The organism is Streptomyces sp. NPDC002092 (assembly GCF_053593775.1).
In genome coordinates this window covers 353178-377861 of sequence record NZ_JBSFDG010000009.1, presented here as the reverse complement: position 1 = coordinate 377861, position 24684 = coordinate 353178, and the positions used below count along the sequence as shown (strand labels likewise).

Genomic DNA, 24684 nt, shown 5'->3' with positions numbered 1-24684 from the left:
GGCGCAGTCAGCCTCTCGACGGCGTCACGGAAGAGGTCTCTCAGGCCTGCGTGGCCTCCAGAGACAGTTCTTGTGCCGGGTATGCGGCGATCCGCCCCGGGTGTGCGCCTTCGCGCATTGACCCTGTCCGGCTGCCCCCGTATGCTACAAGTTGCGCTGCGGGCCTGCGCACCTCAGACGTAGCAGGCTGCGCTCGCATCTGTTGTATGTCCCCTCGGTTGTCGAGGCGTCATCACCAGTGTCTGGTTTTCCAGTTGACTGTTGGGGCGCTTCCTTGGCTGTCCGGCTTCTTCAGAGCGATACGGGCTCCCGGCGTAGCAGTACCTACGACTTCAATGTCCGTACCGGAGCCCTTTCCCACATGACGAGCAGCACCGAGACCACCGCCACCACCCCGCAGGTTGCGGTCAACGACATCGGTAACGAGGAAGCCTTCCTCGCCGCGATCGACGAGACGATCAAGTACTTCAACGACGGCGACATCGTCGACGGCGTCATCGTGAAGGTCGACCGGGACGAGGTCCTGCTCGACATCGGTTACAAGACCGAAGGTGTCATCCCGAGCCGCGAGCTCTCGATCAAGCACGACGTCGACCCGAACGAGGTCGTCGCCGTCGGTGACGAGATCGAAGCCCTTGTTCTCCAGAAGGAGGACAAGGAAGGCCGCCTGATCCTCTCGAAGAAGCGCGCCCAGTACGAGCGTGCCTGGGGCACCATCGAGAAGATCAAGGAAGAGGACGGCATCGTCACCGGTACCGTCATCGAGGTCGTCAAGGGTGGTCTCATCCTCGACATCGGCCTCCGTGGCTTCCTGCCGGCCTCCCTCGTCGAGATGCGCCGCGTCCGCGACCTCCAGCCCTACGTGGGCAAGGAGCTCGAGGCGAAGATCATCGAGCTGGACAAGAACCGCAACAACGTGGTCCTGTCCCGCCGTGCCTGGCTGGAGCAGACCCAGTCCGAGGTCCGCCAGACGTTCCTCACGACCCTGCAGAAGGGTCAGGTCCGCTCCGGTGTGGTCTCCTCGATCGTCAACTTCGGTGCCTTCGTGGACCTGGGTGGCGTCGACGGTCTGGTCCACGTCTCCGAGCTGTCCTGGAAGCACATCGACCACCCCTCCGAGGTTGTCGAGGTCGGCCAGGAAGTCACCGTCGAGGTCCTCGACGTCGACATGGACCGCGAGCGTGTCTCCCTGTCGCTGAAGGCGACCCAGGAAGACCCGTGGCAGCAGTTCGCCCGCACGCACCAGATCGGTCAGGTCGTGCCCGGCAAGGTCACGAAGCTGGTTCCGTTCGGTGCGTTCGTCCGCGTGGACGAGGGCATCGAGGGTCTGGTCCACATCTCCGAGCTGGCCGAGCGCCACGTGGAGATCCCGGAGCAGGTCGTCCAGGTCAACGACGAGATCTTCGTCAAGGTCATCGACATCGACCTCGAGCGCCGTCGCATCAGCCTCTCGCTGAAGCAGGCCAACGAGTCCTTCGGTGCCGACCCGGCCTCGGTCGAGTTCGACCCGACCCTGTACGGCATGGCTGCCTCGTACGACGACCAGGGCAACTACATCTACCCCGAGGGCTTCGACCCCGAGACCAACGACTGGCTCGAGGGCTACGAGAAGCAGCGCGAGGAGTGGGAGCGCCAGTACGCCGAGGCGCAGACCCGCTTCGAGCAGCACCAGCAGCAGGTCATCAAGAGCCGCGAGGCCGACGCCGCCGCTGCCGCCGAGGGCGGCGAGGCTGCGGGTGCCGCTCCGGCCGCGGGCGGTGGCTCGTACTCCTCCGAGGGTGCGGACACCTCCGGTGCGCTGGCGTCGGACGAGGCGCTCGCCGCACTCCGCGAGAAGCTGGCCGGGGGCCAGAGCTGAACTCCCCCAGAGGGGGCACCCCCAGCTCGCTGAGGCTTAGCAGGTAACTGAAGGGCCGCACCTTTCGAGGTGCGGCCCTTCAGCGTTGCCCAGGGCTGTCGTCCGTCTGCGGGCCGGTGGGGGCTTGTCGCGCCCACGCGGCGGAGCCGCAAATCGATACAGCCCCGCGCCCCTTTAAAAGCCGTTGGCCATCCGCTCGCTGCCATGAAAACGCCGTAAGAGATGGCTGATCAGGCGTACCGGCGGGAATGCCCTTGCTCCAGGGGGCGTTGGAACGTACGAACACGAGGAGGAGCGGTCACTGTGCTTGATCCGCAGGGTTTGTACGCATGGGAGCCGAAGGGGCTGGCTGTCGTCGACATGGCGCTTGCCCAGGAGTCGGCCGGCCTTGTCATGCTCTACCACTTCGACGGATACATCGACGCGGGCGAGACCGGCGATCAGATCGTCGATCGGATCCTCGACTCGCAGCCCCACCAGGTCGTCGCCCGCTTCGACCACGACCGGCTCGTGGACTACCGCGCCCGCCGTCCGCTGCTGACCTTCAAGCGCGACCGGTGGACCGAGTACGAGGAGCCCACGATCGACGTGCGGCTCGTCCAGGACGCCACCGGGGCGCCCTTCCTGCTGCTGTCCGGTCCCGAGCCGGACGTCGAGTGGGAGCGGTTCGCCGCGGCCGTCCAGCAGATCGTGGAGCGGCTGGGCGTGCGCCTGTCCGTGAACTTCCACGGCATTCCGATGGGTGTTCCGCACACCCGCCCCGTGGGCCTGACCCCGCACGGCAACCGCACCGACCTCGTCCCGGGCCACCGCAGCCCCTTCGACGAGGCGCAGGTCCCCGGCAGCGCGGAGTCCCTGGTCGAGTACCGCCTCATGGAGGCCGGCTTCGACGTCCTCGGTGTCGCCGCGCACGTCCCGCACTACATCGCCCGGTCCCCCTACCCGGACGCCGCCCTGACCGTCCTGGAGGCCGTCACCGCGGCCACCGGCCTGGTGCTCCCCGGCATCGCGCACTCCCTGCGCACGGACGCCCACCGCACCCAGAGCGAGATCGACCGGCAGATCCAGGAGGGCGACGAGGAGCTCACCACGCTCGTCTCGGGCCTGGAGAACCAGTACGACGCGGTCGCGGGCGCCGAGAGCCGGGGCAACATGCTCGCCGAACCCGTCGACATCCCGTCGGCGGACGAGATCGGCCTCGAGTTCGAACGCTTCCTGGCGGAACGAGAGGGCGACAACTGACCTCCGGTGGTCCCGCTGTCAGTGGCAGGCCCTAAGCTGCCGCTCATGCTGACTGTGGGGCTGACCGGCGGGATCGGTGCCGGCAAGAGCGAGGTGTCGCGGCTGCTCGTCGAGTGCGGTGCCGTGCTGATCGACGCCGACCGTATCGCGCGCGAGGTCGTCGCGCCGGGGACGCCCGGTCTTGCGGCGGTCGTGGAGGCCTTCGGCGAGGAGGTGCTCGGCACCGACGGCGGTCTCGACCGGCCGAAGCTGGGCTCGATCGTCTTCGCCGACCCGGAGAAGCTGGCCCTCCTGAACTCGATCGTGCATCCCCTGGTGGGCGCGCGCTCCCGTGAGCTCGAGGCGGCGGCCGCCGAGGACGCGGTCGTCGTCCACGACGTGCCGCTGCTCGCGGAGAACGGCCTCGCGCCGCTGTACGACCTCGTGATCGTCGTCGACGCGAGCCCCGAGACCCAGCTAGACCGGCTCGTACGGCTGCGCGGCATGACCGAGGAGGACGCACGCGCGCGCATGGCCGCGCAGGCGACCCGCGACAAGCGCCGGGAGATCGCCGACGTCGTGATCGACAACGACGTACCGCTGGAAGACCTGCAGCGCCGGGTGAAGGACGTCTGGGCGGACCTCGTACGCAGAGCGCAGGCCGCGTCCGGGCCGTCCGGTACGCCACGGTCGCCGCAGGAATAGGGCGCCCTGATCGGGGCGTTGAACCCTTCGAGTGAGGGAAGGACTCTGCCGTGCCCGAGACCAGCGGTTCCACCGGACGTACTCCGGAGACGCATGTCATCGACTTCCGTGCCGCCGAGCAGCTGCTCAACGCACGGGACCCGCAGGGCGCGGTGAAGCTGCTCGACTCCGTCATCGCCGCCCACCCGGAGAACACCGCGGCCCGGCTGCTGCGCGCGCGTGCCTTCTTCGCCGCCGCGCAACTGCGGCCCGCCGAGCTGGAGTTCACGATCGTCCTGGAGCGCGAGCCGGACAACGCGTTCGCGCACTTCGCGCTCGCCCGGACCTATGAGCGCCGGGGCGAGGCCGAGCAGGCCAAACGCCATTTCCGGCTGGCAGCCGCCCTCGACCCCAACCCGGAGTACATGAAGGCGGCACGGTTCGATTCCTGAGCACCGGATCAGCAGGCCGGGCGAAGTCCGCTGCCACGCGGTCAGCGCGGCCGGCTCTCCGGCGGCCTGTACGGCGGTATGTCCCGGCCCGGCTGGTAGTGCGGGCCCTCGCGCATGTGTTTGAGGATGACGGTCATGTCGACCGTGACCACCAGCCACAGCACACCGCACGCGGCGGCCCACCCGGGCCGTCCCACCAGGGCGAACGCGGTCGTGCCGAAGATCGCCCAGACCAGCCCCCACACGCTCAGCCAGAAGCGCGCCCGCAGTGCACTGCGCGCGGTCGTAGGCTCACTGCCCGTACGCATCGGGATCATCACTCCTGTTTGCAACGTACTCTTCGGGACGGACGTTCACCAAGGGGAACGGGACTAGGGGGTCGCCGCATGCTGCCTGACGCCGATGAGCTCGCCGAGGTGCTGCTGGACCTCGCCGTACCGCACGAGGACATCAACCAGCTCGTACGGATGGGCCGACGCGTGACGGACGACCCGGAACTGCTGCGCGCCCTCGATGCGTCGGTGGAGGAACTCGTCCGGGGGATGGGCGAGGTCGGCACCGCCGTCGACCTGCCCCAGCTGGACTGGGCGTCGGGGCCGCTGCAGCGCTGCTTCCCCGTGTACGTGTTCGTGGCCGCGCTGCCGTACACGCGCGCGTACCACCGTGCGCGGGGCGTCCCGGACGAGGTCTCCCGGCGTACCCTCGCCGACCTCGGACGGAACATGGCCGTGCACCGCAGGCGGCACCGCCGGGCGGGCGTGCAGGCACCGTGGTGGCTCACCCACCACTTCCGGGGCGAGCTGTACCAGCTCGGCCGGCTGCAGTTCGAGCGGGCGCGGCACGGGCAGCGCACCTCGCGGGTGCTCGCGGCGGCCGGCCTGGACGTGGCGCCGGGCACGCCCTGTCTGAACGTTCACATCCCCGACTGTCTCGGCCCGCTGTCACCGGCGGCCTGCGAGCGCTCGCTGGCGCTGGCGACGGAGTTCTTCGCACGCCACTACCCCGAGGAGAAGTACCGGGCCGCGCTGTGCCACTCCTGGCTGCTGGACGCGCAGTTGAAGGAGTATCTGCCGGCGGACTCCAACATCGTGCGGTTCCAGGACCGCTTCCGGGTCGCCCGCGAGGACCGGGAGCCGGCCGACAAGGAACCGGTCCAGTTCGTGTTCGGCGACCCGGAGTTGCCCGTCGAGACCCTGTCCCGGCGTACGGCGGTGGAGCGGGCGGTCGGCGACCATCTGAGGGCGGGCCGCCACTGGTACATCGGGCACGGCTGGTTCCCGTTGTAGGGAATTCCACGAAAGTCCGCCCGGCGGCGATGAGTTCCCGAGCGGCGGCCGGTCTACCCCTGTGACAGCACGACGAACCGCTCACCACAGGAGAACCCCATGTCCGAGACCACCGCCCGCGTCGCTTCCGTCCCCGTCGTCGCCGAGTCCGCGACCGCCCGCGGCCGCCGCGCCCGGATCGCCCTGCGCACCGTGCAGGTGCTGCTCGCCCTGTTCTACGGCATCGCGAGCGCCCTGCCCAAGCTGATCGGGAACCACTACGCCGTGGACGCCTTCGCGAAGATCGGCTGGGGCAGCACGGGCATGTACACCATCGGCGCCCTCGAACTGGCCGGTGCGGTGGCCCTGTTGATCCCGGTGCTGCAGTCGGTGGCGGCGATCGCACTGAGCGGGCTCATGGTGGGCGCGTTCGTCGTCCAGACCACCGTCTTCGACGGCGAGAACGCGGCAACCCCGCTGATCCTGATCGTGCCGCTGGCCCTCATCGCCTGGACCCGGCGAGGATCCACCGGGGAACTGCTGAAGCTGGTGCGACGACGGGCGTGAGCCCCGAAGACGCAGGTGGCGTCCGGCCCGAGCCGGACGCCACGTCCGTATGTCAGCGTCCGCTCGGCCTCGGCTTGCTGCCCTCCATGAGCCCCCGCAGGCGCTCCATGTCCCGGCGGTCCCGCTTGGTCGGGCGGCCCGTGCCACGGTCGCGGATGCCGGCCGGGGCGGCGAAGGGCGTGCGGGGCGGCGGGGGCGGGGAGTTGTCGACGTAGCACTGGGCGGCCACGGGGGCACCCACCCGCTTGCGGATCAGCCGCTTGACGACGACGATCCGCTCCCAGCCCTCCTGCCGTACACGCACCTCGTCGCCGATCCGCACGGTGTGCGCGGGCTTCACACGCACCCCGTTCACCTGCACATGCCCACCCTTGCAGGCGGCCGCGCCGACCGAGCGGGTCTTGGCCAGACGTACGGCCCAGATCCAGCTGTCGATCCGCACGCTCACGCCGTCCGCCGGACCCGCGGCCTCCGCGGCGGCGATGGCAGCGGCGATCTTTGGATCTACGGCGGCGTCGGATGCCGCCTGCTCGGCGGGGCCGGGCCCGCCCTTCTCCTCGTCAGCTTCGGAAGCCATGCCCCCGACCTTAGCTCTCCGAGGCAAGTGGACCGACCGGCACCGCGGAGGGACAGCACACGGTGGCAGCCGCGGATCAGCGCCGGCGTTCCACGTACTTCTTGAAGTGCTGCAGATCGGTGCGGACGATCCGTTCGATCGTGCTCGCCTGGGCGAAGCCCCGCGGGCCGCCGAAGGCCGCCCTGAGGGCGTCGGGGTCGTACTCGAGGCGTGCCTGGACCCGGGTGTGGTTCCGGTCGATCGGCTGCAGGGAGAAGGAGCCCGTCAGCTCGGGGGTGCCCATGGTGTGCCACTCCATCACGCGTTCCCCGCGGTCGGAGACCTCGGCGTCGACCTCCCGGCCCCGGCCGCCTGCCTCGACGTCCAGATGCGCCCGCCCTTGCGGCTCCGCATGGGCGTCGCGCACTCCCTCCACGAAGCGCGAGTAGTTCTCCACCCGGTGGAGGCTGTCCCAGGCCTGGTCGATCGGAACTCCTACATCGACGTGTTCTTCGAGGGTGCTCATGGCCCATCTCCAGGTTCGGCTCATGGCGGATGCCGACGGCTATGTCGTGCCGTTCCACACGTACGGCCCGCCGCCACGCCATTCGATCAGCTCGGGGTCGTCGACGGCCCGGTCCTCGTCGGCGGGCAGGCCGGCACCGTGCAGGAAGTCCAGCACGTCGAAGAGGGTGTAGGCGGTGCCGACGCGCTTGCCGCGGATCGTCACGCGCCGTCCGCCGTCCGCCTGCGGCGCAAGCACGACGACAGGGGGGACGACAGGGGGTTGCACGTCCATGACTCCAGCATGGGCCGGGATCGGCGGGCTCGCCGCTCGACGCCCGCCCATCGGGGGGTCATACCGTTGGGGGCATGGACAGCCTGGCCGAGCTGGACACCCGTATAGCGGGCTGCTCCGCGTGCCCTCGGCTCGTGGAGTGGCGGGAGGAGGTCGGGCGGACGAAGCGCGCGGCCTTCCAGGACTGGACGTACTGGGCGCGCCCGGTGCCCGGCTTCGGTCCCGCCGACGCCTCGCTCCTGATCATCGGCCTCGCGCCGGCGGCCCACGGCGGCAACCGCACCGGCCGCATGTTCACCGGCGACCGCTCCGGGGACGTGCTGTACCGGGCGATGTACGACGTCGGCCTCGCCTCGCAGCCCACGTCGCTCACCGCGGACGACGGCCTGGAACTCCACGGGGTCCGCGTCACCGCGCCCGTGCACTGCGCCCCGCCCGAGAACAAGCCCACCCCCGGGGAGCGTGACACCTGCCGCCCCTGGCTGGTGCAGGAGCTCACGCTGCTGCGGCCGACGCTGCGCGCGGTCGTCGTGCTCGGTGCCTTCGGCTGGCACGCCGCGCTGCCCGCGTTCACCGAGGCGGGCTGGACGGTGCCCCGGCCACGGCCCGTCTTCGGCCACGGCGCACGCGTGCCGCTCGACGGTCTGGACCTCTTCGGCTGCTTCCACGTCAGCCAGCGCAACACCTTCACCGGCAAGCTCACCCCCGAGATGCTGCGGGACGTGCTGCGCAGGGCGGGGGAGGCGGCGGGACTGCCCGTGAAATGAGGGGCGGGGACGGCCGTACGGGCGTTACCGTGCCCGGATGCCCCTCTACCCGGACATCGAGCCCTACGACCACGGCATGCTCGACGTCGGCGACGGCAACCGCGTGTACTGGGAGACCAGCGGCAACCCGCAGGGCAAGCCGGCGGTCGTGCTGCACGGCGGGCCGGGCTCCGGCCGCACCCCCTGGTCACGGCGCCTTTTCGACCCTGCCGCCTACCGGATCGTGCTGCTCGACCAGCGCGGCTGCGGACGCTCGACGCCGCATGCGAGCGCGTACGACACCGACATGAGCGTCAACACGACGGCTCATCTCATCGCCGATTTGGAGCTGCTCCGTGCACATCTGCGGATCGAGCGCTGGCTGGTGTGGGGGGCGTCGTGGGGTTCGGTGCTCGGGCTGCGGTACGCGCAGACGCATCCGGCGGCGGTGTCCGAGCTGGTCCTGACCCTTGTCGCCACCGGTGCCGACGCGGAGCACGCGCTGCTCACCCGGGGACTGGGAAAGATCTTCCCGGAGGCCTTCGAGCGGTTCCTCGCCGAACTGCCCGCCGACGAGCGGGACGGCAATCTCGCCGCCGCGTACAACCGCCTCCTGGAGTCCCCCGACCCCGCCGTGCGGGAGCGGGCGGCCCGCGCCTGGACCGACTGGGAGACGGCGATCATTCCCGCACCGCCGCGCTCGGTGGAGCGGTTCGAGGACCCGGAGTTCCGGATGGGCTTCGCCCGGACGGTCACGCACTACTGGGGCCACGACTGCTTCTTCGGCGAGGGCAACGACCAGGGCGTCGTCCTGCGGGACGCGCCCCTGCTCCAGGACATTCCCGGCACCCTCGTCCAGGGCAGCCTCGACTTCGGCAACCTCCTCGGCACCGTCTGGCGGCTCCACCACGCCTGGCCGGGCAGCGAGTTGATCGTCGTCGACGAGGTCGGGCACGACACGCGGGCACCCGGAGTCGCCGATGCTCTGGTGGCGGCGACGGACAAGTACGCCACTCGGAGGTGACCCGCGCGGCGGGCGTCCGCAGCCTGTCCGTCACCCGCACCGCGTCCGCCACGCTGTGCGACGAGAGGGCCGGCCGCGTCTCGCCATGTGCGAGGAGCCGACCGACGTGAACGAGCACCGGGTCCTGTCCGTCCTGGCCGGCGCGGCACTCTTGTGCGCGGCGTCCCCGGATCCGCATGCGGCCGGCAGGGCGAAGGCCATGAGGACGGCCATGGAGATGCCGGCCGTTTCCCAGCGCGACGTCAGTCGGGTGTCTCCGCCTCGCCGAACAGATGCCGCACCGTGGAGCGGTAGTTGGTCCGCACATGGGCGAGGGCGTGGGTGCGGGCGCGGTCCGGGTCACCGGAGGCGATCGCTTCGTACAACTCGCGGTGCTCCACGAGGAGTTGGGGCCACTCCTCGTTGCGCCGGGTCATCCACCGCAGCCGGCCGGCGACCGGCTCCAGGGCCTCGGTCAGCAGGCTGTTGCCGGCCATCGCCACGATGCGGTCGTGCAGACGGCTGTTGACGTCCGTGATCGCTTCCGCGTCCCCGGCCTCGGTGGCGGCGGCCGCGAGGTCGAGCAGTTCCTCGACCTGGGCCAGGTCCTGCGGTGTCGCGCGGGCCGCGGCGAGCCCGGCGGCATAGACCTCCAGGGCCTCGCGCAGTTCGAAGAGCTCCTGGACGTCGTGCGGGGTCAGACGGCGTACGACCGTGCGGCGCGGCGTCTCGAAATGGACGAACCCCTCGGCGACCAGCGCGCGGATCGCCTCGCGGACCGGCACCCGGGAGACCCCGAAACGGTCGGCCAGCTCCCGCTCGACCAGCCGGTCACCGGGGCGGAGGCTGCCCGCGATGATCTCCTGCCGCAGACTCGCCAGGACCCGCTCGCGGACCGCGCCCAGGGGTTCGATCTTCGTCGTCGTGGAGCTCATGAAGCCATCTTCTCCGACACCGGGGCTGTTTTACCGAGCGTTAACAATGGCGACATCGGACGGAATGCTTGACGGCGGGACCATGTCCGCAGTTTGGTATACCAAACGGCTGCCGTCTCCACCCTCCGCTCCCGTCCCATGGAGGCCCCGTGTCCCTGGCCGACCGCGCCGAAGCCACCGGCGCACCAGCGTTCGTCCCCGATCCCCGGCTCACCAACGAAGACCTCGCGCCCGCCGAGAAGCGGAACTGGAAGGTCTTCGACCTCTTCGCCATGTGGATGTCCGACGTCCACAACCTCGGCAACTACACCTTCGCCGCCGGACTGCTGGTCCTCGGAATGAACGTGTGGCAGGTCTTCACCTCGCTGCTCGTCGGCTTCGTGATCATCTACATCGGCATGAACTGGATGGGGAAGATCGGCCAGCGCCACGGCGTCCCCTTCCCGGTCGTCAGCCGCATCAGCTTCGGTGTCTGGGGCGCCAACATCCCGGCCCTCATCCGGGCCGTGATCGCCATCATGTGGTACGGCATCCAGACCTACCTCGCCTCGGTCGCCGTCAACGTGATGCTGCTGGCCGCCTGGCCCGGTCTGGAGTCCTGGACGCACCACTCCTTCCTGGGGCTCAACGCCCTCGGCTGGGTGTCCTTCCTGTCGCTGTGGCTGATCCAGGCGCTGATCATCAGTCAGGGCATGGAGTCCGTACGCAAGTTCCAGGACTTCTGCGGCCCGGCGATCTGGCTCGTCATGATCGCACTGGCGATCTGGGTCCTGTCGAAGGCCGACTGGAGCATCTCGCTCACCTCCACCCCGCACCCGGTCTCGACCGGTGAGCAGTGGCGGCAGTGGTTCGGCGCGATCGGCCTGATCCTCGCCACCTACGGCACGCTGATGCTCAACTTCTGCGACTTCTCCCGCTTCGCGCCCGACTACAGGACGGTCCGCCGCGGCAACTTCTGGGGCCTGCCCATCAACTCCACGGCCTTCGTGGTCGTCTCGGTGATCGTCACGGCCGGCTCGCTGAAGGTGTTCGGCCAGGCGATCACGGACCCCGCGGAGCTGGTGGCGAAAGTGGGCAACACCTGGGTGCTGGTCGTGGCCGCGTTCACCTTCGCCGTCGCCACCATGGGCGTCAACATCGTCGCCAACTTCGTCTCACCGGCGTACGACCTGGCCAACGTCTGGCCGCAGAAGATCAGCTTCAAGGTCGGCGGCATGATCAGCACGGTGGCGGCCCTGGTCGTGACCCCGTGGAACCTGTTCTCCAACCCCACGGTCGTCAACTACTTCCTCGGCGGTCTCGGCGCCTTCCTCGGCCCGCTGTTCGGCGTGATCATGGTCGACTACTACCTCGTCAAGCGCGGCCGCGTCGACGTCAACGAGCTCTTCGACGCCCGCCCCGGCTCCCGCTACTACTACCGCAAGGGCGTCAACCCCAAGGCCCTGTGGGCGTTCCTGCCCTCGGCGGCGGTCGCGGCGGTGCTCGCCCTGGTGAAGACCTTCAGCGACGTCGCCCCCTACTCCTGGTTCATCGGCACGGCCCTGGGTGCCGGCCTGTACCTGGTGATCTGCCGGTCCGAGCGGGCCACCGGACGCGCCACCGAACCGACTGCCGTGGAGGTCTGACGAACGTGCGGATCGTCGTCACCAACTGCAACACCACGCAGGAGATGACCGAGGAGATCGTACGAGGTGCCCGGGCCGCCGCAGGCCCGGGCACCACCGTGCTGGGTCTGACCCCCGCGTGGGGCCCGGAGTCGGCGGAGGGCTGGCTCGACAGCTACCTCTCGGCCGCGGCCGTCATCGACCTGCTGCGCACCTACGAGGGCCCGTCGTACGACGCCGTCGTCATGGCCGGCTTCGGGGAGCACGGCCGGGAAGGCGTACGGGAGTTGGTCGACGTACCGGTCGTCGACATCACCGAGGCCGCTGCCCATCTGGCCTGTCTGCTGGGGCGCCGGTACGGGGTCGTGACGACGCTGGAGCGATCGTGCGGGCAGATCGAGGACAGCCTGGAGCTGGCGGGGGTGGGGCGCAACTGCGCCGCCGTCGTCGGGACCGGCCTGCGAGTCCTCGACCTGGGCGACGCGGACCGCACGGAGGCAGCCTTCCTCACGGCTGCCGAGCGGGCGCGGGAGGCCGGGGCCGAGGTCCTCGTACTCGGGTGCGCCGGGATGACCGGACTGCAGCGGGTGGTGGGGGAGAAGCTCGGGCTGCCGGTGGTGGACGGGGTCGGGGCGGCCGTCAAACTGGCGGAGTCGCTGATGGCGTTGGACCTGACGACCAGCCGGTCGGGCAGCTATGCGAAGCCGGTGCCGAAGAGGCGAACGTGGGGGGCGCCCGCCGAACTCGCGATCACCGTCCCCGACAATGAGCGCCATGAACCTTCCTGACGGACTCGTCCCGGTCGCCGACGGACTCCACCTGTGGTCCCCGGGCCACGCGGGCACCTGGGGCTTCGCGAACTGCCTGCTCATCACCTCCGGCGAGCAGGCCGCCCTGGTCGACACGCCCTACGACCGGCCGATGACCGAGGCCCTGCTCGCCGCGGCCCGCCCGGTCCTGCCCGCGGGCGCGGCCGCCGTGACGACGATCGTCAACACCCACGTCAACGGCGACCACACCTTCGGCAACGGCTGCTTCCCGGGCGCCGAGATCATCGCCACGAAGGCGAGCGCGGAGCACCTCTGCCGCGAACCCTCCCCGCAGCAGATGCACTTCCTCACCCACCAGACACCCGCCGACCAGCCGCTGGGCTGGTACGCGCGCGAGCACTTCGGCCGTTATACGTACGAGGGTGCGGAGGCCGTCCCGCCCACCACGACCTTCTCGGGCCGCCATGCCCTGACGGTGGGCGACATCGAGGCCGAACTGATCGAGGTGGGCCCCGCGCACTCGGCCGGTGACCTCATAGTCCACCTGCCCGAACAGCGGGTCGTGTGTGCGGGCGACGTCCTGTTCGCCGAGGACCACCCCGTCCACTGGGACGGCCCGCTCGCCCGGGTCGCCGCGGCCTGCGAGACGATCCTGGCCCTGGAGCCCGAGGTGGTGATTCCCGGCCACGGGCCGGTGATGAGCGCCGAGGACGTCCGCGGTTACGTCACCTACCTGCGGGAGCTGGAGGCCCTCGTCCACGCCCGCCACGCGGCCGGAGTCCCGGCGGGCGAGGCCGCCGCGGACATCCTCGCCGCCGGCTTCCACGACCACCTGGGCCTGCGCGAACGGGTCGTGATCCTCACGGCGGTCGAATACCGGCACCTCGACGGCGACACCGCAGAGGTGGACGTGGTCGGGCTCGCGGCGCAGGCGGCGGCCTGGGCGTACCGGGACCACGGTCCTGGGAAGCCCTGAACACCAAGGCATTCAGGGGCAGTCAGGGGCAGCCAGGGACGTTCAAGGGCGCCACACGTACTGCACGTCCGGCTCCTGCTCCTCGTTCCCGCTGCCGTCCGTGTACTCGACGGCGACGAAGCCGTGCCGCTCGTAGAACCGGTGGGCCGGCTTGTTGACCTGGAAGGTCCACAGGCTGAGCCCGCCGGGACTGCGCTCCTTGGCGAGCGCGACGAAACGGTCACCGATGCCGCGCCCACGCCAGTCGGGACGCAGGTACAGCTGGGAGAGCTCGTCGTCGTGGAGCACCATCACGCCGACGATGCCGCCCTCCGCTCCGGCGTCCGCGACCCAGGTCTCGCGCAGGGGCACGACGACGTCCCGGAAGTAGGCGCGCACCTCGTCGGCGGAGCGGGGGCTGACGACCGTGGGCAGGGCGGCGGCGAAGGAGGTCAACCAGACGTCGGCCGCAGCGGCTGCATCGGGGCCCGAGGCGGCTCGGCGGAGAGCTGGGGGAGTGGCTTCGAAAGGCAAGTGCGATCCCGTCAGTCGTTGAGGGTGAGGTCGTGGTGATGGGCGCCGTAGTAGTCGACCTGGCGCGCCATGATGTCCCGCATGGAGGTGCCGCGCGGGACGCCGTACAGCGTGCCGGGGAAGTCCAACTCCTGCTGCACGGCCCATAGTTCGTCGTGCGCGCCGGGCGCGAAGAGCCGGGCGGTGGGCGTCCCTGCCGCGATCCAGCCGATGGGCAGGACGGTGCCGGGCGGCAGCACCGAGTTGACGTGCAGCACGCTGTTGATCCGCAACTCGCAGCCGGCGCCCGCGACGGCCCCCGGGAAGACGGAGGCCCCGGTGGCGACGAACACCTCGTCCTCGATGGTCGCGCCGTTGACATGGGCGTGCGGTCCGACGAGTACGGCGTCACCGATGAAGGCGGGGTGCCCGGCCCGCCCGCGGACCAGCGCGTTCTCCATGACGACGACGTCCGAGCCGACGCGGACCTCCCCGTCCTCGGCGGTGAGCACGGCGCCGTGCAGCACCCTGGCCCGCTCGCCGAGGGTCACGGCACCGCACAGGACGGCCGTCGGGGCGACGTACGCGGAATCGGGGACGACGGGACGCCGCCCGCGATGCTCGATCAACATGCGACCCCTTACGAAACGTGGGAAACCTCGGGAACTACGGCGGTGGCTGTAATCTCCACCAGTTGCCCCGTGTACCCCAGACACGCCACGCCGATCAGTGTCGACGAGTGCGGCCCGACACTGAGCCCGGACGCCTCGACGACGTCCCAGACGGCGGAGAGCACGGCGGTCTCACCGCTGACGACGTACACGTCGGTGGCCACGACATGGGCCAAGTCGCTGCCGACCGCGTGCAGTTGCTCCTCGAGATTCGCCAGCACCTGCTCGGCCTGCCGCACCGGATCGCCCTCGCCGACCAGCTTTCCCTCGGCGTCGAGGGGGACGGAGCCGGCGAGGAAGGCCAGCTTGGTGCCGGCTTCGACGACGGAGGCGTGGGAGTACGTAGGCGGCGGGAAGAGCGAAGGGACAGTGACTCGTCGGATCACGACGGGGCTCCTCGGCTGGGCGGCGGACAACTCCCCGATGGTCCGGTCCGGCCGCTGGGAGCGCATCCGAATTTCCTCCGCCCAGCCCGGGGCGCCGCTAGTTCCGGTACCGGAACACGATCCGGCCGCGCGTCAGGTCGTACGGCGGCAGCTCCACCAGCACCCGGTCCTCCAGCATGATCTTGATGTAGTTCTTACGGATCTTGCCGCTGATGTGCGCGAGCACCTGGTGGCCGTTGTCGAGTTCCACGGTGAACATGGCGCTGCGCAGGCACTCGACGACCTTGCCCTCGACCTCGATGACGTTCTTGTTCTTCGTCATCGCACCAGCTCCAGGTTGCTGCTCGCCGGCCGGGCGCCGATGCCCTCGAACAGTGCCGAGGCCGCTCGGTTGGACTCCTGGACCTCGGCCCAGGCCGTGGCGAATCCGGAGCGGTGCAGCGTCCCCAGCGCGTGGGCGAGCAGCGCCCGCGCGACGCCGCGGCGCTGTTCACCGGCCCGCACAGCGACCAGCCCGATGCGCGGGCGGATCACCGTCACCACCCGGATCAGCCCCAGGTAGCGGTCCGCCGCCGCGGCAACCGCGTACTTCGACGGGTCGACGATGGTGTCGTCAGCGGGGCGGCGAATGACCTCCGCTGGCATCGAATGCCATCCGGCACTCGCCTCGACCTCGGCACGGATCGCGCGGTCCACCGCCCGCAGCAGGCCCTCGTCCGCCCGACCGGCGGGCACGATGGTCACGCCCTCGGGAGGCAGCACCGCTTCGAGCCCTGTGACCTGCGGGTCGGTCGGCACGACGTACTCCCACTCGCGGCGCCGGACCCTGAAACCGGCCCGCCGCCAGCCGGCCGTCAGCTCGACGTCGGCTTCGTCGACCACCGTGTACAGCGGCCCCGGAAGTTCCGCGAGCATCGCTTCGGCGAGCCGGTCGAAGGTGGCGTGGTGCCAGGCGTCGATGCTGACGAACAGGCGTCCGTCGGACCGGTGCTCCGCATGCCCGCGGCCGACCACCAGGTCGTCATCCAGTGCATGCCATTGCCGGTCCGCGACGCGCGTGATCACCAACGCGTTCTCGCCCGGGCCGGATGTGAAAGGCTTTGTGTTCATCGGAGTCTCCCTCCAGGAGTGCCTCGATCTCAGGCGCTCCTGGCGACACCGAACGTCAGCCGCCGGACCGTGACGGGTTGAGGGAGCACCCACGGGTAACTGCGTTCACGGGGCTCACCTCCATACGACGACTTCACGGTCCATCAGGAACGTAGCAGCGGGGCTCGGCCTCGCTCAAACCATTTCTGAGCGCTCCCCACTCGGTTCCGTCTCCGGAACGTGCAGCACCGCCGTCCCCTTCCGGTGTGCGAGACGTTCGAGCGACCAGGTGGGGTGCTGCTGAAGCCAGCGGGCGACTATGGCCTGCTCATCGGCGCGGTCGTGGTCGTCGAGGAGGACCGCCGCTCCGGGGGTGAGGGCGTCGGCGAGCAGGGGTACGGCCGGGTAGCGGGCGAGCGGTGCGGACCATCCGGGAGGTCCGTCCACGAACAGCAGGCCGCAACCCCGCAGGTCGCGCCAGGCCGCTTCGGCGTACCAGGGCCAGGTCTCGCCCCGGATGGTGAACTGCTCCAGCGGAGCGAGCCGCACCTCGGCGAAGTCACCGAGACCCAGGCGGTCGAGCCCCTGCGCGGTCTGCTTGTGGTAGCCGGGATCATGTTCCAGGCTCACCACGCGGCCCGGTATGCCGAAGGTGCGCAGGGCCGTCGCAAGCCACAACGTCGAGGTGCCGCTGCCCAGTTCGACGATGAGTGCGGGGCGCCGCGACCGTATCTGCTCGACGAGGTACAGCAGCAGATCGGGGGCCGCGGCCCAGTTGTCGCCCTGCGGGATGGGGGAGGAGGGCTGGAGGGCCTGCTCCAACTGCGCCAGTACTCGTCCGTCTTCGGTCGGCATGCTGTTCCCCTTCAGGGCGGCGGTCTTCGGCGTACAGGGTGAGCGTGCCGCAGGCGCTGTGACCGCTGCCCGCCCCGGTGAGGTGGTGTCGGTCACGCCCTGGCAGGATGGCCGGCATGGTGGAGCTGACCAGAGACGACCAGGGTTTCCTCGACACCGTCGCCGACCGCCTCGCCACGCTTCCCACTGTCCTGGCCGTCGCCCTCGGCGGTTCCCGCGCACAGGGCACGCACCGGCCGGACAGCGACTGGGACCTGGCCGTCTACTACCGCGGGCCGTTCGACCCGGCCGAGCTGCGCGCCCTCGGCTGGGCGGGTGAGGTCTCGGAGGTCGGCGGTTGGGGCGGCGGGGTCTTCAACGGCGGTGCCTGGCTGACGATCGACGGGCGGCGCGTCGACGTCCATTACCGCGATCTCGATGTCGTCGAGCACGAGTTGGCGGAGGCGGAGGAAGGGCGGTTCCGGGTGCAGCCGTTGATGTTCCATCTCGCCGGTATCCCGAGCTATCTGGTCGTCGCCGAACTGGCGGTCAACCGGGTGCTCCGGGGCGAGGCGCCCCGGCCGGCCGCGTATCCGCAGAAGCTGCGGGCCTCCGCCGCCGAGCGCTGGCGGGGCACCGCCCACGCCACGCTCGCCTACGCGAAGGCCAACCACGCCCCGCACGGCCGCCTCACCGAGGTCGCCGGAGCCGTCGCCACGGCCGCAGTACAGACCGGTCACGCGGTGCTGGCGGCGCGAGGGGAGTGGGTGACGAATGAGAAGCGGTTGCTGGAGCGGGCCGGACTGCGGGGGATTGACGCGGTACTCGAGCAACTGGGCTCGGATCCGGAGGCGTTGGTGCGGGTGACCGATGACGCGGAGGCACTCTTCTCTTCTGCGATGCAGCCCTTGACCGACGGCGAATAATCCTTCGAGATTGCGCAGTTCTCGCTGCTACCGTCCCGGACGTGGCGAAACTCAATCAGATCATCGCAGTGGAGAAGGGCATCAAGTCCAAGGCGCACCAGGACCTGACGGCCGCTCATCACGGGCTGCAGAAGCCCGCTCTGCTGGCCGGTATCTCGCGTACCTACCAGCCGAAGGACGAGGAGGGCGAGCAACTGCCGCCCGAGTCCACGCGGGTGCAGGTGCAGGCCGAGAACGTGCTGCGGGAGACCGCGGCGACCCTGACCCGGCTGTTCGACGTGACCGCCACGAAGGACTGGGCCAACTGCACCGCCCGTGCCGATGTGAAGGTGGACGGGCGGGTGCTGGTGGCCGACGTGCCCGTTTCCTACCTGCTCTTCCTAGAGAAGCAGCTCGTCGATCTCAACACCTTCGTAAGGAAGCTGCCCGTTCTCGACGCCTCCGAGTCGTGGGTGCAGGACCCGTCCACGGATGCCTGGAAGACCGAGCCGGTACGGACGCTGCGGACCAAGAAGGTGCCGCGGAACCATGTCAAGGCCGAGGCGACCGAGAAGCATCCCGCCCAGGTCGAGGTCTACTACGAGGACATTCCCGTCGGGTACTGGACCACCGTGAAGTTCTCCGGTGCTCTTCCCGCCCGCCGCGTCAACGAACTCCTCGACCGCGTCGAGAAGTTGCAGCAGGCGGTGAAGTTCGCGCGTGAGGAGGCGAACGGCACCGATGTCGTCGACCAGCGGGTCGGTGACGCCGTGTTCGGCTACCTGTTCGGGTAGCCTTTGAGACTCCCCGGCCCTTTGCGGCCGGGGTGCGCGAAGGGCGCAAGCTGAAGCTGAAGCTTGTCGTGACTCAGCGGTCCGCACCCGCCAAGGACATCAGGGGTGGACCGCGATCAAACTCAGACTATCGCTCCAGACTCAGCATTCGCCGTCGATCGCCGGATCGACCGGGCCCAGGCCCCAGCGCGTCGAAATGCTGGTTCAAGTCCAGTCCGCACAGCTCGATGTGCGGTGGTCCAAAGGCAGGACGCGACGACATAACGACTGACCTGGGTTCTCAAGCGTGCCGGCGTGTGAATATGGACGGCATCCCAGGGCCCGGGGGCAGGCTACGCCCCCGGGTCCGTCCGCGTTCATCAGGGAATTGAGTTCATCAGGGAATTCCGTTCATAAAGAACGTGCCCTTCCGGCCAACCGTCACACCCCGGAAACACAATCGTCCCGTTCGCTCCAGGAACGCGATCTACCGTGGGCACCACACCCCGCAACTCGGCCACCGTCGCCCGAAGGCACACCCCGCCCTCGTCCGTACAGGAGCCCAGCCCCCGTGTCCCGCACCGGCTCTGAAACCCGTCACCTCGCGCTGCCGCCCTGGCTCGCCCACGCCCTCCGCACCCAGCGCGGCCCCATCCCCTGGAGCGCCGTCGTGCGCGGCGCTCTTGCCGCCGGGCCGCTTCTCCTCGCCGCGGTGCTCATCGGCCGTACCTCCCTCGGGGTCGTCGCCGCCATCGCCGCCATGCTCGCCGGGATCAACGACCGGCCCGGCAGCCGTCGCGCCTCCGTCAAGCGGCTCGGGGTGCCCGCGCTCGCGGGGGCCGGTGGGCTGCTCGCCGGGACGTATGCCGGGACGCATGTCGGAGCGGTCGTGCTCACCCTCCTGCTCACCGGCATCGGGCTGTTGGCCGGTGGCATCAGCGCCGTCGGGCCCGTCGCCTCCGGTGCGGGGACGCAGTTGCTCGTCGCCTCCGCCATCGGCGCCGGGATGCCGGTCCCGGAGGCGGGGTGGCTGCGTGCCCTGGCCTTTCTGGCGGGCGCCGGGTGGCTGCTCGCCCTGCGGCTGCTGCTCCCCACCCCCGGTGCCACCGCCGGTGACTTCCGGTTCGACGGGGAGCGGGACGCCGTGGCGGCCGTGTACGACGCCGTCGCCGATCTGCTCGAGGCGGCGGGGACGAAGGACGGCATCGCGCGCCGGGCCGCGCTGACCGCGGCCCTCGACCATGCGCAGGACGCCCTCGCCGGCCCCCGGCTGCGGCGTTACGCCTCCTCCGCCGCGGAGCGACGGCTGCACGCGCAGTACGCCGCCGCCCTCCCGCTCGCCGAGGCAGCCACCGCGCTCGCCTGGGCCGGGGAGGCCGTCTCCGGGCGGGCGTCCGAAGGGCCACGGCGGCTCGCGGCCGCCGTACGGGAGAACACGCACGCCGGGCCGCTGCCCGCACCCCACCTCCCCCACGCTCGGCTTCGCTCGCGCGGGGGGACCCCCATGGCCCCCGCCCTGCGCGCCCTCGACGACGCCCTGCTCCATGCCGCCGACGCCTTCGACCAGGGGGAAGGGGGCGACCTGCACACCCGGCGGCGTACGGTGAAGGACCTGTTCCGTCTCGCCTTCGGGGCCGGCGGCCGGGAGTACGGCCTGCGGGTCGCCCTGTGCTTCGGGGCCGCCGCGGCCGTGGCACAGGCCCTGCACCACACCCGCTGGTACGGACAGCACGCGCACTGGTACTGGCTGCCGGCCACCGCCGTCTTCCTCGTCAAGCCCGACCTCGGGCCGCTGGTCTCGCGGGTGCTGTGCCGGGCGGCCGGGACCGTGCTCGGGGCTCTTGTCTTCGCCGGGTTCGCAGCCGTACTGCCCCGGCCCGAAGGGCTCATCGCGCTCGTGGCCGTCTGCGGGGCCCTCATCCCCGTCGCCACCCGGCACTTCGCCGCGCAGACCGCCGTGGTCACCGTGCTCGTGCTCGCCCTGGTGATGGTCGGCGGGGAGCCGCAGGCCTCCGTCAGCCGGATCGGGGAGACCCTGCTGGCCTGCGCGATCGTCCTCGTCGTCGGGCATCTGCCGATGCCGGGGCAGCGGGGCGGGACGGTGCAGGCCCGGCTCGTCGCGGCGGGCAGCGCCGCGCACGCCTACCTCGCCCATGTTCTTCGTGAGGCCCGCGACCCCATGGCCGGCCCCGACTCCCGGGCCACCCGCTGGACCCTCCGCCGGGAGGCCTACCGCACACTCGCCGAAGCCGAGACCGCCATCGCCCTCGCCGCCGCCGAACTCCCCGCACTCGCCCGGCACTCGGAGGGCGCGGACGAGGTCGTCGCCGTCCTCGAACGGCTCGTCGACACGACCACCGCCTGTGCCGTGCAGCTCGACGACTCGGGACGCCTGTCCGCCCGCCAGCGGGAGCAACTGGCCGAGCTGCTCCGGCAGTTCGAGAAGGGACGCGAACGGACGGGACTACGCCTGCCCGAGCTGCCCCTCGCCGTGTAGCACCCCACCGCCCCAAGGCGGTGCACGGAAATTCGTACGACAGTTCCTGTCTCGCGACGCACACTGGTGCCTTCGTGTGCCTTCGTGCCCCAGTCCCAGGAGAGGTTCATGTCCCAGCAGAGGTTCCTGCACAGACTCCCGTACCTGGCCGGTGCCACCACGGCCGCCGTCGCCCTGGCGGTGCTCGCGACCGCTCCCGCGTCCGCGGACGAACCGACCGTGTCCCGGCCCCGTATCGTCGCCCACTTCGACCTCGCCGCGGGGCAGACCCCGGAGAACATCGCCGTCGAACCCGACGGCTCCGCCGATCTGACCTTCGCCTCCGCCCGGCAGGTCGCCCACGTCACCCGGGACGGGAACACCACGATCCGCGCGACCCTGCCCGACGAGCCGAACCCGAACACCCCCGTGCTGAAGGCCGCGACCGTCTTCGGCATCGCCCGCGCCCACGACGGCACGCTCTACGTCGACTACGCCACCGGCACCGACAAGACCGGCGTCTGGCGCATCGCGCCCGACGGCAGCGCACCCCGGCAGATCGCGCAGCTGCCGACGACCGCCCTGCCCAACGGCCTCGCCCTCGACGAGCGCCACGGCGTGCTCTACGCCGCCGACTCGGCGCAGGGCATCGTGTGGCGGGTTCCGCAGGCCGGGGGCACGCCGACCGTGTGGGCCAAGGACACCGCCCTCGACCCGGTCCCGGTCACGGGCGCCGGTTTCGGTGCCAACGGCGTCAAGGTCCACGGCTCAGCCGTATGGGTGTCCAACAGTGACCGGGGCACGCTGCTGCGCATTCCGGTACGGCCGGACGGCTCCGCGGGCGCGGTCCAGACCCGGGCGACCGGGCTCACCAACGTCGACGACTTCACCTTCCCCGGACCGCACGACGACACCGTTCTCGCCGCCCTGATCGGCGTCAGTGAGCTCGTCGAGGTACGCCCGGACGGCACCCACTCCGTCGTCCTCACGCAGGCGGACGGGCTGTCCAACCCCACCTCCGTGGCGGTGCGCGGCTGCACGCTCTACGTCAACAGCGCCGCGTACTTCACCCAGCAGGACCCGAACCTGCTCGTCGCCCACCTGGACCGCTAGCGAGCCCGGCGGCGGGGCGTGCCGCCCGGGCGCGCCCCGCCGAGCGGATCACTGCCCCACCCGCACCCACACCGGCGCGTGGTCCGACCCTGGTTTTCCCCGCCGGTCCGCCGGATCCGGCCCCACCGACGGCAGCCGCAGCGTCCCGTCACCCGGCAGGCCCGTCCCCGCCGCCGTCACCCGCAGGACCAGGCGGTGGCTGACCAGGATGTGGTCGATCAGTTCGCGGCGCCCGGAGTTGATGCGGGAGTAGCGCTGCTCGGCGGGGATCAGCGGGGCCACGTCCCACAGCCGCTGCGCATCGCCCTGGTCGGGATGGTCGTAGCCGGGTGTGCCGATCTCGGAGCCGGGCGGACCGAGCAGGATCTGCGTGGTCGCGGCCTGCACCTCGTCGTTCAGGTCGCCCAGCACGGCGACGTCCCGTTCGCGTCCGTCCCCGGCCAGCAGGGTGTCGGCCAGCGCGCGCAGGGTCGTCGCCTCGGCGGCGCGCCGGTAGAGGGCGTAGGCGCCGTAGCGGGCCCGTTCGCCCTCGTCATGGGGGAAGAAACGGTTCCCCGGATAGGTCAGCAGCTTCGACTTGAGGTGGGCCACGGCCACCCGCAGCGGGCCGAAGTCCGTCGCTACCTCGACCGCAAGGAAGCCGCGCCCCGCCGCCGACACCGGCGCACCGGAGTCGTCCTCCTGCACCGGCCGCAGCTCCGCCGGGAACGCGTTCGTGTCGGCCACCACCTCCACCGCCGTACGGCTGAGGAAGCCGACCCGGATGCCCCGGCCGTCCGGATGCCCGGACAACGCGACATGCCAGTCGCCGTCCAGCATGCCGACCAGGTCGTCCAGCGCCTCGGGCTCGCCGACCTCCTGCACGCCGAGCAGCGCCGGGTCGAGCTCCGTGATCACGGCGGCGAGCGAGGCGAGCTTCGTCTCGTAGGCGGCCTTGTCCTTGGGCCCGAAGGGGCCGCCGGGCCGGTACAGGTTCTCCAGGTTCCAGGTGCCGAGGAGCATGCCGGGCCCCTTCCAGAAGCCGTGCGGCGAGCTGTGGTGAGGACAGGGTCCCCGAGACCGGCCGTTTCCGCGACCGGACGGGACCGGATGCGCGGATCGGCTCACGCCGGCCGACGACGGCGCCGTACGTTGGCGGGATGACCGACTCTCCCGCCGATCTCCTCATCACCGGCTGCACCGTCCTCGTGCACGACGACCAGGAACGGGTCGGGTTCGAGGAGGACGCCGCCGTCGTCGTACGGGACGGGGTCGTCGAGGCGGTGACGGCCGCCTCCGCGGTCGAGCACCTCGCCGCGGCCGAGCGCATCGACGGACGCGGCCAGGTCGCCATGCCCGGCCTGATCAACTGCCACACGCATGCGCCGATGGTCGCGCTGCGCGGTGTCGCCGAGGACCTGCCCATCGAGGAGTGGTTCAATCCGAGAACCAAGGGATCGCCGTGGAGGACCTGGCGGTGAAAGGACTGGCCCGCACGAAGCTGGCCAAGTCCGTGCACGACGCCGGATGGGCCTCGTTCCTCAGCATGCTGGCGTACAAAGCACAGCGCTACTTCCGCACCCTGGTGAAGATCGGCCGATTCGAGCCGACCTCCTAGACCTGCTCCACCTGCGGCGCCGTGGACGGACCCAAACCCCTCAACGTCCGGGAATGGACCTGCGTCGCCTGCGGCACCGTCCACGACCGGGACACCAACGCCGCGATCAACGTGAAGACGGCCGCCGGACTGGCGGTATCGGCCTGCGGAGCGCCGGTAAGACCAGGAGCTATCCCGGCACAGCGCGAAGAAACAGGAAGCCACGGACTCCCGACCGGAAACCGTGCCGCGTAGCGTCACAGTTTCCGGTAGAGAAGGCCAGAATCCTCGTCCCTCAGGACGAGGAGCATGTCAACTCAAGTTCGCCTGGCCCACCCGGGTCCCCCCATCGCCTCCGGTCACCTCGCCCTCGGCCACGGCATCCACCACTGCCTGGGCGCGCCCCTGGCCCGCGCCGAGACCGAGATCGCCGTCGCCGCCCTCCTGGAACGCTTCCCCGAACTCGCACTCGCGGACGAGGACCTGCGCTGGCGCCGCTCCCTGCGCGCCCGCGGCCTGGTCGAGCTCCCGGTGACGTATACACAGGTGCATCACGACGAGTGCAAGGAATGAAACAGAAAGTAGTCGAATCGGGGTCGGGATCTTCACTAAGTGACCGGATCCTCACAGTCCGCGGTGAACGAGTGTCAACTACGTCTCAGTCCGGCAACTGAGCGAGGCGTTCGGCCCCTGCAAGGCGTTAACTCCTACAAGTACGACGCTTTCTGGAGGTGCAGGATGGTGAACGGGCGAACAGTGCTCGAACGCTTTCCCGCGGGCGGGCCGCGGGGATCGTGGCCGGCCGAGGAGTTCGCGCATGCGCGGCGCCTGGAAGGGCTGGCCGCCGAGGTCGTCATGGACCTGGCGACGGACACGTTTCTCGTGGTCGTCCGCGGCGAGGCGACCGTCGACGCGGTCGCCTGACCGCTCCGC

General features: G+C 70.5%; 29 protein-coding genes and 3 pseudogenes. 20 read left to right on the top strand and 12 right to left on the bottom strand.

All coding sequences use genetic code 11. From position 1 onward, the window contains the following. Positions 1-361 precede the first annotated feature (361 nt). The 4 genes from rpsA (at position 362) to ACWCRD_RS23035 (ending at position 4215) form a co-directional block, all read left to right on the top strand. On the top strand, positions 362-1858 hold the full coding sequence (gene rpsA / locus ACWCRD_RS23050; protein WP_099928071.1) for a 30S ribosomal protein S1: 1497 nt from the start codon (positions 362-364) through the stop codon (positions 1856-1858). Between the two features lie 303 nt (positions 1859-2161). Beyond that, on the top strand, positions 2162-3100 hold the full coding sequence (locus tag ACWCRD_RS23045) for a PAC2 family protein (RefSeq protein ID WP_450967669.1): 939 nt from the start codon (positions 2162-2164) through the stop codon (positions 3098-3100). Positions 3101-3145: 45 nt separating this feature from the next. Then, positions 3146-3784 (top strand): dephospho-CoA kinase, encoded by a 639-nt coding sequence (coaE, locus tag ACWCRD_RS23040; protein WP_450967668.1) that lies wholly within the window; start codon positions 3146-3148, stop codon positions 3782-3784. Between the two features lie 50 nt (positions 3785-3834). Further along, positions 3835-4215, top strand: coding sequence for a tetratricopeptide repeat protein (locus tag ACWCRD_RS23035; RefSeq protein WP_450967667.1), 381 nt, complete (start codon positions 3835-3837; stop codon positions 4213-4215). A gap of 41 nt (positions 4216-4256) precedes the next feature. Here ACWCRD_RS23035 and ACWCRD_RS23030 read toward each other — a convergent pair whose 3' ends face one another. Further along, a complete protein-coding gene (locus ACWCRD_RS23030) occupies positions 4257-4532 on the bottom strand; it encodes a DUF6343 family protein (RefSeq protein ID WP_398951569.1) in 276 nt (91 codons plus the stop codon). Positions 4533-4601: 69 nt separating this feature from the next. On the opposite strand from ACWCRD_RS23030, the gene ACWCRD_RS23025 reads away from it, so the two are divergent. Together ACWCRD_RS23025 and ACWCRD_RS23020 are read left to right on the top strand one after the other, a co-directional pair. Continuing rightward, positions 4602-5501 carry an acyltransferase domain-containing protein gene (locus ACWCRD_RS23025; RefSeq protein ID WP_450967666.1) on the top strand — a complete coding sequence of 300 codons (900 nt, stop codon included), beginning with the start codon at positions 4602-4604 and terminating at the stop codon, positions 5499-5501. A 99-nt stretch (positions 5502-5600) separates the two neighbouring features. Beyond that, complete coding sequence (locus ACWCRD_RS23020) at positions 5601-6047, top strand: DoxX family protein (RefSeq protein ID WP_450967665.1); 447 nt, start codon at positions 5601-5603, stop codon at positions 6045-6047. 52 nt (positions 6048-6099) lie between these two features. Here ACWCRD_RS23020 and ACWCRD_RS23015 read toward each other — a convergent pair whose 3' ends face one another. The 3 genes from ACWCRD_RS23015 to ACWCRD_RS23005 form a co-directional block, all read right to left on the bottom strand. After that, a complete protein-coding gene (locus ACWCRD_RS23015) occupies positions 6100-6624 on the bottom strand; it encodes an RNA-binding S4 domain-containing protein (RefSeq protein ID WP_450967664.1) in 525 nt (174 codons plus the stop codon). 76 nt (positions 6625-6700) lie between these two features. After that, positions 6701-7129 (bottom strand): SRPBCC family protein, encoded by a 429-nt coding sequence (locus ACWCRD_RS23010; protein WP_450967663.1) that lies wholly within the window; start codon positions 7127-7129, stop codon positions 6701-6703. Positions 7130-7168: 39 nt separating this feature from the next. Next, on the bottom strand, positions 7169-7402 hold the full coding sequence (locus tag ACWCRD_RS23005; RefSeq protein ID WP_115908771.1) for a hypothetical protein: 234 nt from the start codon (positions 7400-7402) through the stop codon (positions 7169-7171). A 74-nt stretch (positions 7403-7476) separates the two neighbouring features. Here ACWCRD_RS23005 and ACWCRD_RS23000 point away from each other — a divergent pair, with 74 nt between their 5' ends. Further along, on the top strand, positions 7477-8169 hold the full coding sequence (locus tag ACWCRD_RS23000) for a uracil-DNA glycosylase (protein ID WP_450967662.1): 693 nt from the start codon (positions 7477-7479) through the stop codon (positions 8167-8169). A 37-nt stretch (positions 8170-8206) separates the two neighbouring features. Continuing rightward, the gene (gene pip, locus ACWCRD_RS22995) at positions 8207-9172 is read left to right on the top strand and encodes a prolyl aminopeptidase (protein WP_450967661.1); all 966 of its coding nucleotides are present in this window, start codon (positions 8207-8209) and stop codon (positions 9170-9172) included. 242 nt (positions 9173-9414) lie between these two features. On the opposite strand, the gene ACWCRD_RS22990 is transcribed toward pip, so the two are convergent. Further along, entirely contained in the window at positions 9415-10086 is a 672-nt protein-coding gene (locus ACWCRD_RS22990; protein ID WP_450967660.1) for a GntR family transcriptional regulator, read from the bottom strand. A 149-nt stretch (positions 10087-10235) separates the two neighbouring features. Here ACWCRD_RS22990 and ACWCRD_RS22985 point away from each other — a divergent pair, with 149 nt between their 5' ends. Genes ACWCRD_RS22985 through ACWCRD_RS22975 form a run of 3 tightly spaced genes read left to right on the top strand, consistent with a single transcriptional unit; the run spans position 10236 to position 13436 of the window. Continuing rightward, positions 10236-11711 carry an NCS1 family nucleobase:cation symporter-1 gene (locus ACWCRD_RS22985; protein WP_450967659.1) on the top strand — a complete coding sequence of 492 codons (1476 nt, stop codon included), beginning with the start codon at positions 10236-10238 and terminating at the stop codon, positions 11709-11711. 5 nt (positions 11712-11716) lie between these two features. Then, positions 11717-12478: an aspartate/glutamate racemase family protein gene (locus ACWCRD_RS22980; RefSeq protein WP_450967658.1), complete on the top strand. Its 762-nt coding sequence runs from the start codon at positions 11717-11719 to the stop codon at positions 12476-12478. Next, positions 12465-13436 carry an MBL fold metallo-hydrolase gene (locus tag ACWCRD_RS22975; protein WP_450967657.1) on the top strand — a complete coding sequence of 324 codons (972 nt, stop codon included), beginning with the start codon at positions 12465-12467 and terminating at the stop codon, positions 13434-13436. The genes ACWCRD_RS22980 and ACWCRD_RS22975 overlap by 14 nt, the downstream gene beginning before the upstream one ends. Positions 13437-13478: 42 nt before the next feature. On the opposite strand, the gene ACWCRD_RS22970 is transcribed toward ACWCRD_RS22975, so the two are convergent. The 6 genes from ACWCRD_RS22970 to ACWCRD_RS22945 form a co-directional block, all read right to left on the bottom strand. Further along, complete coding sequence (locus ACWCRD_RS22970) at positions 13479-13949, bottom strand: N-acetyltransferase family protein (RefSeq protein ID WP_450967656.1); 471 nt, start codon at positions 13947-13949, stop codon at positions 13479-13481. A gap of 11 nt (positions 13950-13960) precedes the next feature. Continuing rightward, the gene (locus ACWCRD_RS22965) at positions 13961-14560 is read right to left on the bottom strand and encodes a gamma carbonic anhydrase family protein (protein ID WP_450967655.1); all 600 of its coding nucleotides are present in this window, start codon (positions 14558-14560) and stop codon (positions 13961-13963) included. Positions 14561-14568: 8 nt separating this feature from the next. Further along, on the bottom strand, positions 14569-14985 hold the full coding sequence (locus ACWCRD_RS22960; RefSeq protein ID WP_450967654.1) for a RidA family protein: 417 nt from the start codon (positions 14983-14985) through the stop codon (positions 14569-14571). Between the two features lie 97 nt (positions 14986-15082). Continuing rightward, the gene (gene infA / locus ACWCRD_RS22955) at positions 15083-15307 is read right to left on the bottom strand and encodes a translation initiation factor IF-1 (protein ID WP_225824102.1); all 225 of its coding nucleotides are present in this window, start codon (positions 15305-15307) and stop codon (positions 15083-15085) included. Then, the gene (locus tag ACWCRD_RS22950) at positions 15304-16095 is read right to left on the bottom strand and encodes a GNAT family N-acetyltransferase (protein ID WP_450967653.1); all 792 of its coding nucleotides are present in this window, start codon (positions 16093-16095) and stop codon (positions 15304-15306) included. The genes infA and ACWCRD_RS22950 overlap by 4 nt, the downstream gene beginning before the upstream one ends. 174 nt (positions 16096-16269) lie before the next feature. Further along, positions 16270-16929, bottom strand: coding sequence for a class I SAM-dependent methyltransferase (locus ACWCRD_RS22945; RefSeq protein ID WP_450967652.1), 660 nt, complete (start codon positions 16927-16929; stop codon positions 16270-16272). A 116-nt stretch (positions 16930-17045) separates the two neighbouring features. Between ACWCRD_RS22945 and ACWCRD_RS22940 the strand changes: the two genes are divergently transcribed. The 4 genes from ACWCRD_RS22940 to ACWCRD_RS22925 all read left to right on the top strand — a co-directional run bounded on the left by ACWCRD_RS22940 (position 17046) and on the right by ACWCRD_RS22925 (position 22175). Then, positions 17046-17834 (top strand): nucleotidyltransferase domain-containing protein, encoded by a 789-nt coding sequence (locus ACWCRD_RS22940; protein ID WP_450967651.1) that lies wholly within the window; start codon positions 17046-17048, stop codon positions 17832-17834. A 41-nt stretch (positions 17835-17875) separates the two neighbouring features. Next, complete coding sequence (locus tag ACWCRD_RS22935; protein WP_450967650.1) at positions 17876-18607, top strand: DUF7873 family protein; 732 nt, start codon at positions 17876-17878, stop codon at positions 18605-18607. 550 nt (positions 18608-19157) lie between these two features. Next, the gene (locus ACWCRD_RS22930; RefSeq protein WP_450967649.1) at positions 19158-21083 is read left to right on the top strand and encodes an FUSC family protein; all 1926 of its coding nucleotides are present in this window, start codon (positions 19158-19160) and stop codon (positions 21081-21083) included. A 108-nt stretch (positions 21084-21191) separates the two neighbouring features. After that, positions 21192-22175 carry a hypothetical protein gene (locus tag ACWCRD_RS22925; RefSeq protein WP_450967648.1) on the top strand — a complete coding sequence of 328 codons (984 nt, stop codon included), beginning with the start codon at positions 21192-21194 and terminating at the stop codon, positions 22173-22175. Between the two features lie 48 nt (positions 22176-22223). Here the strand turns inward: ACWCRD_RS22925 and ACWCRD_RS22920 are convergent, their stop codons facing one another. Then, positions 22224-23177 carry an endonuclease/exonuclease/phosphatase family protein gene (locus ACWCRD_RS22920; protein WP_450967647.1) on the bottom strand — a complete coding sequence of 318 codons (954 nt, stop codon included), beginning with the start codon at positions 23175-23177 and terminating at the stop codon, positions 22224-22226. Between the two features lie 137 nt (positions 23178-23314). Here ACWCRD_RS22920 and ACWCRD_RS22915 point away from each other — a divergent pair. The 5 genes and pseudogenes from ACWCRD_RS22915 to ACWCRD_RS22895 all read left to right on the top strand — a co-directional run. Then, a pseudogene (locus ACWCRD_RS22915) lies at positions 23315-23596 on the top strand (amidohydrolase); the annotation flags it as partial. A gap of 35 nt (positions 23597-23631) precedes the next feature. Beyond that, positions 23632-23772, top strand: coding sequence for a hypothetical protein (locus tag ACWCRD_RS22910; protein WP_450967646.1), 141 nt, complete (start codon positions 23632-23634; stop codon positions 23770-23772). A gap of 12 nt (positions 23773-23784) precedes the next feature. Then, positions 23785-24006: pseudogene (locus ACWCRD_RS22905) on the top strand (zinc ribbon domain-containing protein); the annotation flags it as partial. Between the two features lie 96 nt (positions 24007-24102). Next, positions 24103-24324, top strand: a pseudogene (locus tag ACWCRD_RS22900) (hypothetical protein); the annotation flags it as partial. A gap of 165 nt (positions 24325-24489) precedes the next feature. Continuing rightward, positions 24490-24675 (top strand): hypothetical protein, encoded by a 186-nt coding sequence (locus tag ACWCRD_RS22895; protein ID WP_450967645.1) that lies wholly within the window; start codon positions 24490-24492, stop codon positions 24673-24675. The last annotated feature ends 9 nt before the right edge of the window (positions 24676-24684 follow it).

What these genes read in the sequence shown, in the direction of transcription:
- rpsA (WP_099928071.1), top strand. Translation starts at nt 362, where the DNA reads ATGACGAGCAGCACCGAGACCACCGCCACCACCCCGCAGGTTGCGGTC.
- coaE (WP_450967668.1), top strand. Translation starts at nt 3,146, where the DNA reads ATGCTGACTGTGGGGCTGACCGGCGGGATCGGTGCCGGCAAGAGCGAG.
- ACWCRD_RS23030 (WP_398951569.1), bottom strand. Translation starts at nt 4,532, where the DNA reads ATGATCCCGATGCGTACGGGCAGTGAGCCTACGACCGCGCGCAGTGCA.
- ACWCRD_RS23025 (WP_450967666.1), top strand. Translation starts at nt 4,602, where the DNA reads ATGCTGCCTGACGCCGATGAGCTCGCCGAGGTGCTGCTGGACCTCGCC.
- ACWCRD_RS23020 (WP_450967665.1), top strand. Translation starts at nt 5,601, where the DNA reads ATGTCCGAGACCACCGCCCGCGTCGCTTCCGTCCCCGTCGTCGCCGAG.
- ACWCRD_RS23015 (WP_450967664.1), bottom strand. Translation starts at nt 6,624, where the DNA reads ATGGCTTCCGAAGCTGACGAGGAGAAGGGCGGGCCCGGCCCCGCCGAG.
- ACWCRD_RS23010 (WP_450967663.1), bottom strand. Translation starts at nt 7,129, where the DNA reads ATGAGCACCCTCGAAGAACACGTCGATGTAGGAGTTCCGATCGACCAG.
- ACWCRD_RS23005 (WP_115908771.1), bottom strand. Translation starts at nt 7,402, where the DNA reads ATGGACGTGCAACCCCCTGTCGTCCCCCCTGTCGTCGTGCTTGCGCCG.
- ACWCRD_RS23000 (WP_450967662.1), top strand. Translation starts at nt 7,477, where the DNA reads ATGGACAGCCTGGCCGAGCTGGACACCCGTATAGCGGGCTGCTCCGCG.
- pip (WP_450967661.1), top strand. Translation starts at nt 8,207, where the DNA reads ATGCCCCTCTACCCGGACATCGAGCCCTACGACCACGGCATGCTCGAC.
- ACWCRD_RS22990 (WP_450967660.1), bottom strand. Translation starts at nt 10,086, where the DNA reads ATGAGCTCCACGACGACGAAGATCGAACCCCTGGGCGCGGTCCGCGAG.
- ACWCRD_RS22975 (WP_450967657.1), top strand. Translation starts at nt 12,465, where the DNA reads ATGAACCTTCCTGACGGACTCGTCCCGGTCGCCGACGGACTCCACCTG.
- ACWCRD_RS22965 (WP_450967655.1), bottom strand. Translation starts at nt 14,560, where the DNA reads ATGTTGATCGAGCATCGCGGGCGGCGTCCCGTCGTCCCCGATTCCGCG.
- infA (WP_225824102.1), bottom strand. Translation starts at nt 15,307, where the DNA reads ATGACGAAGAACAAGAACGTCATCGAGGTCGAGGGCAAGGTCGTCGAG.
- ACWCRD_RS22950 (WP_450967653.1), bottom strand. Translation starts at nt 16,095, where the DNA reads ATGAACACAAAGCCTTTCACATCCGGCCCGGGCGAGAACGCGTTGGTG.
- ACWCRD_RS22945 (WP_450967652.1), bottom strand. Translation starts at nt 16,929, where the DNA reads ATGCCGACCGAAGACGGACGAGTACTGGCGCAGTTGGAGCAGGCCCTC.
- ACWCRD_RS22940 (WP_450967651.1), top strand. Translation starts at nt 17,046, where the DNA reads ATGGTGGAGCTGACCAGAGACGACCAGGGTTTCCTCGACACCGTCGCC.
- ACWCRD_RS22925 (WP_450967648.1), top strand. Translation starts at nt 21,192, where the DNA reads ATGTCCCAGCAGAGGTTCCTGCACAGACTCCCGTACCTGGCCGGTGCC.
- ACWCRD_RS22920 (WP_450967647.1), bottom strand. Translation starts at nt 23,177, where the DNA reads ATGCTCCTCGGCACCTGGAACCTGGAGAACCTGTACCGGCCCGGCGGC.
- ACWCRD_RS22895 (WP_450967645.1), top strand. Translation starts at nt 24,490, where the DNA reads ATGGTGAACGGGCGAACAGTGCTCGAACGCTTTCCCGCGGGCGGGCCG.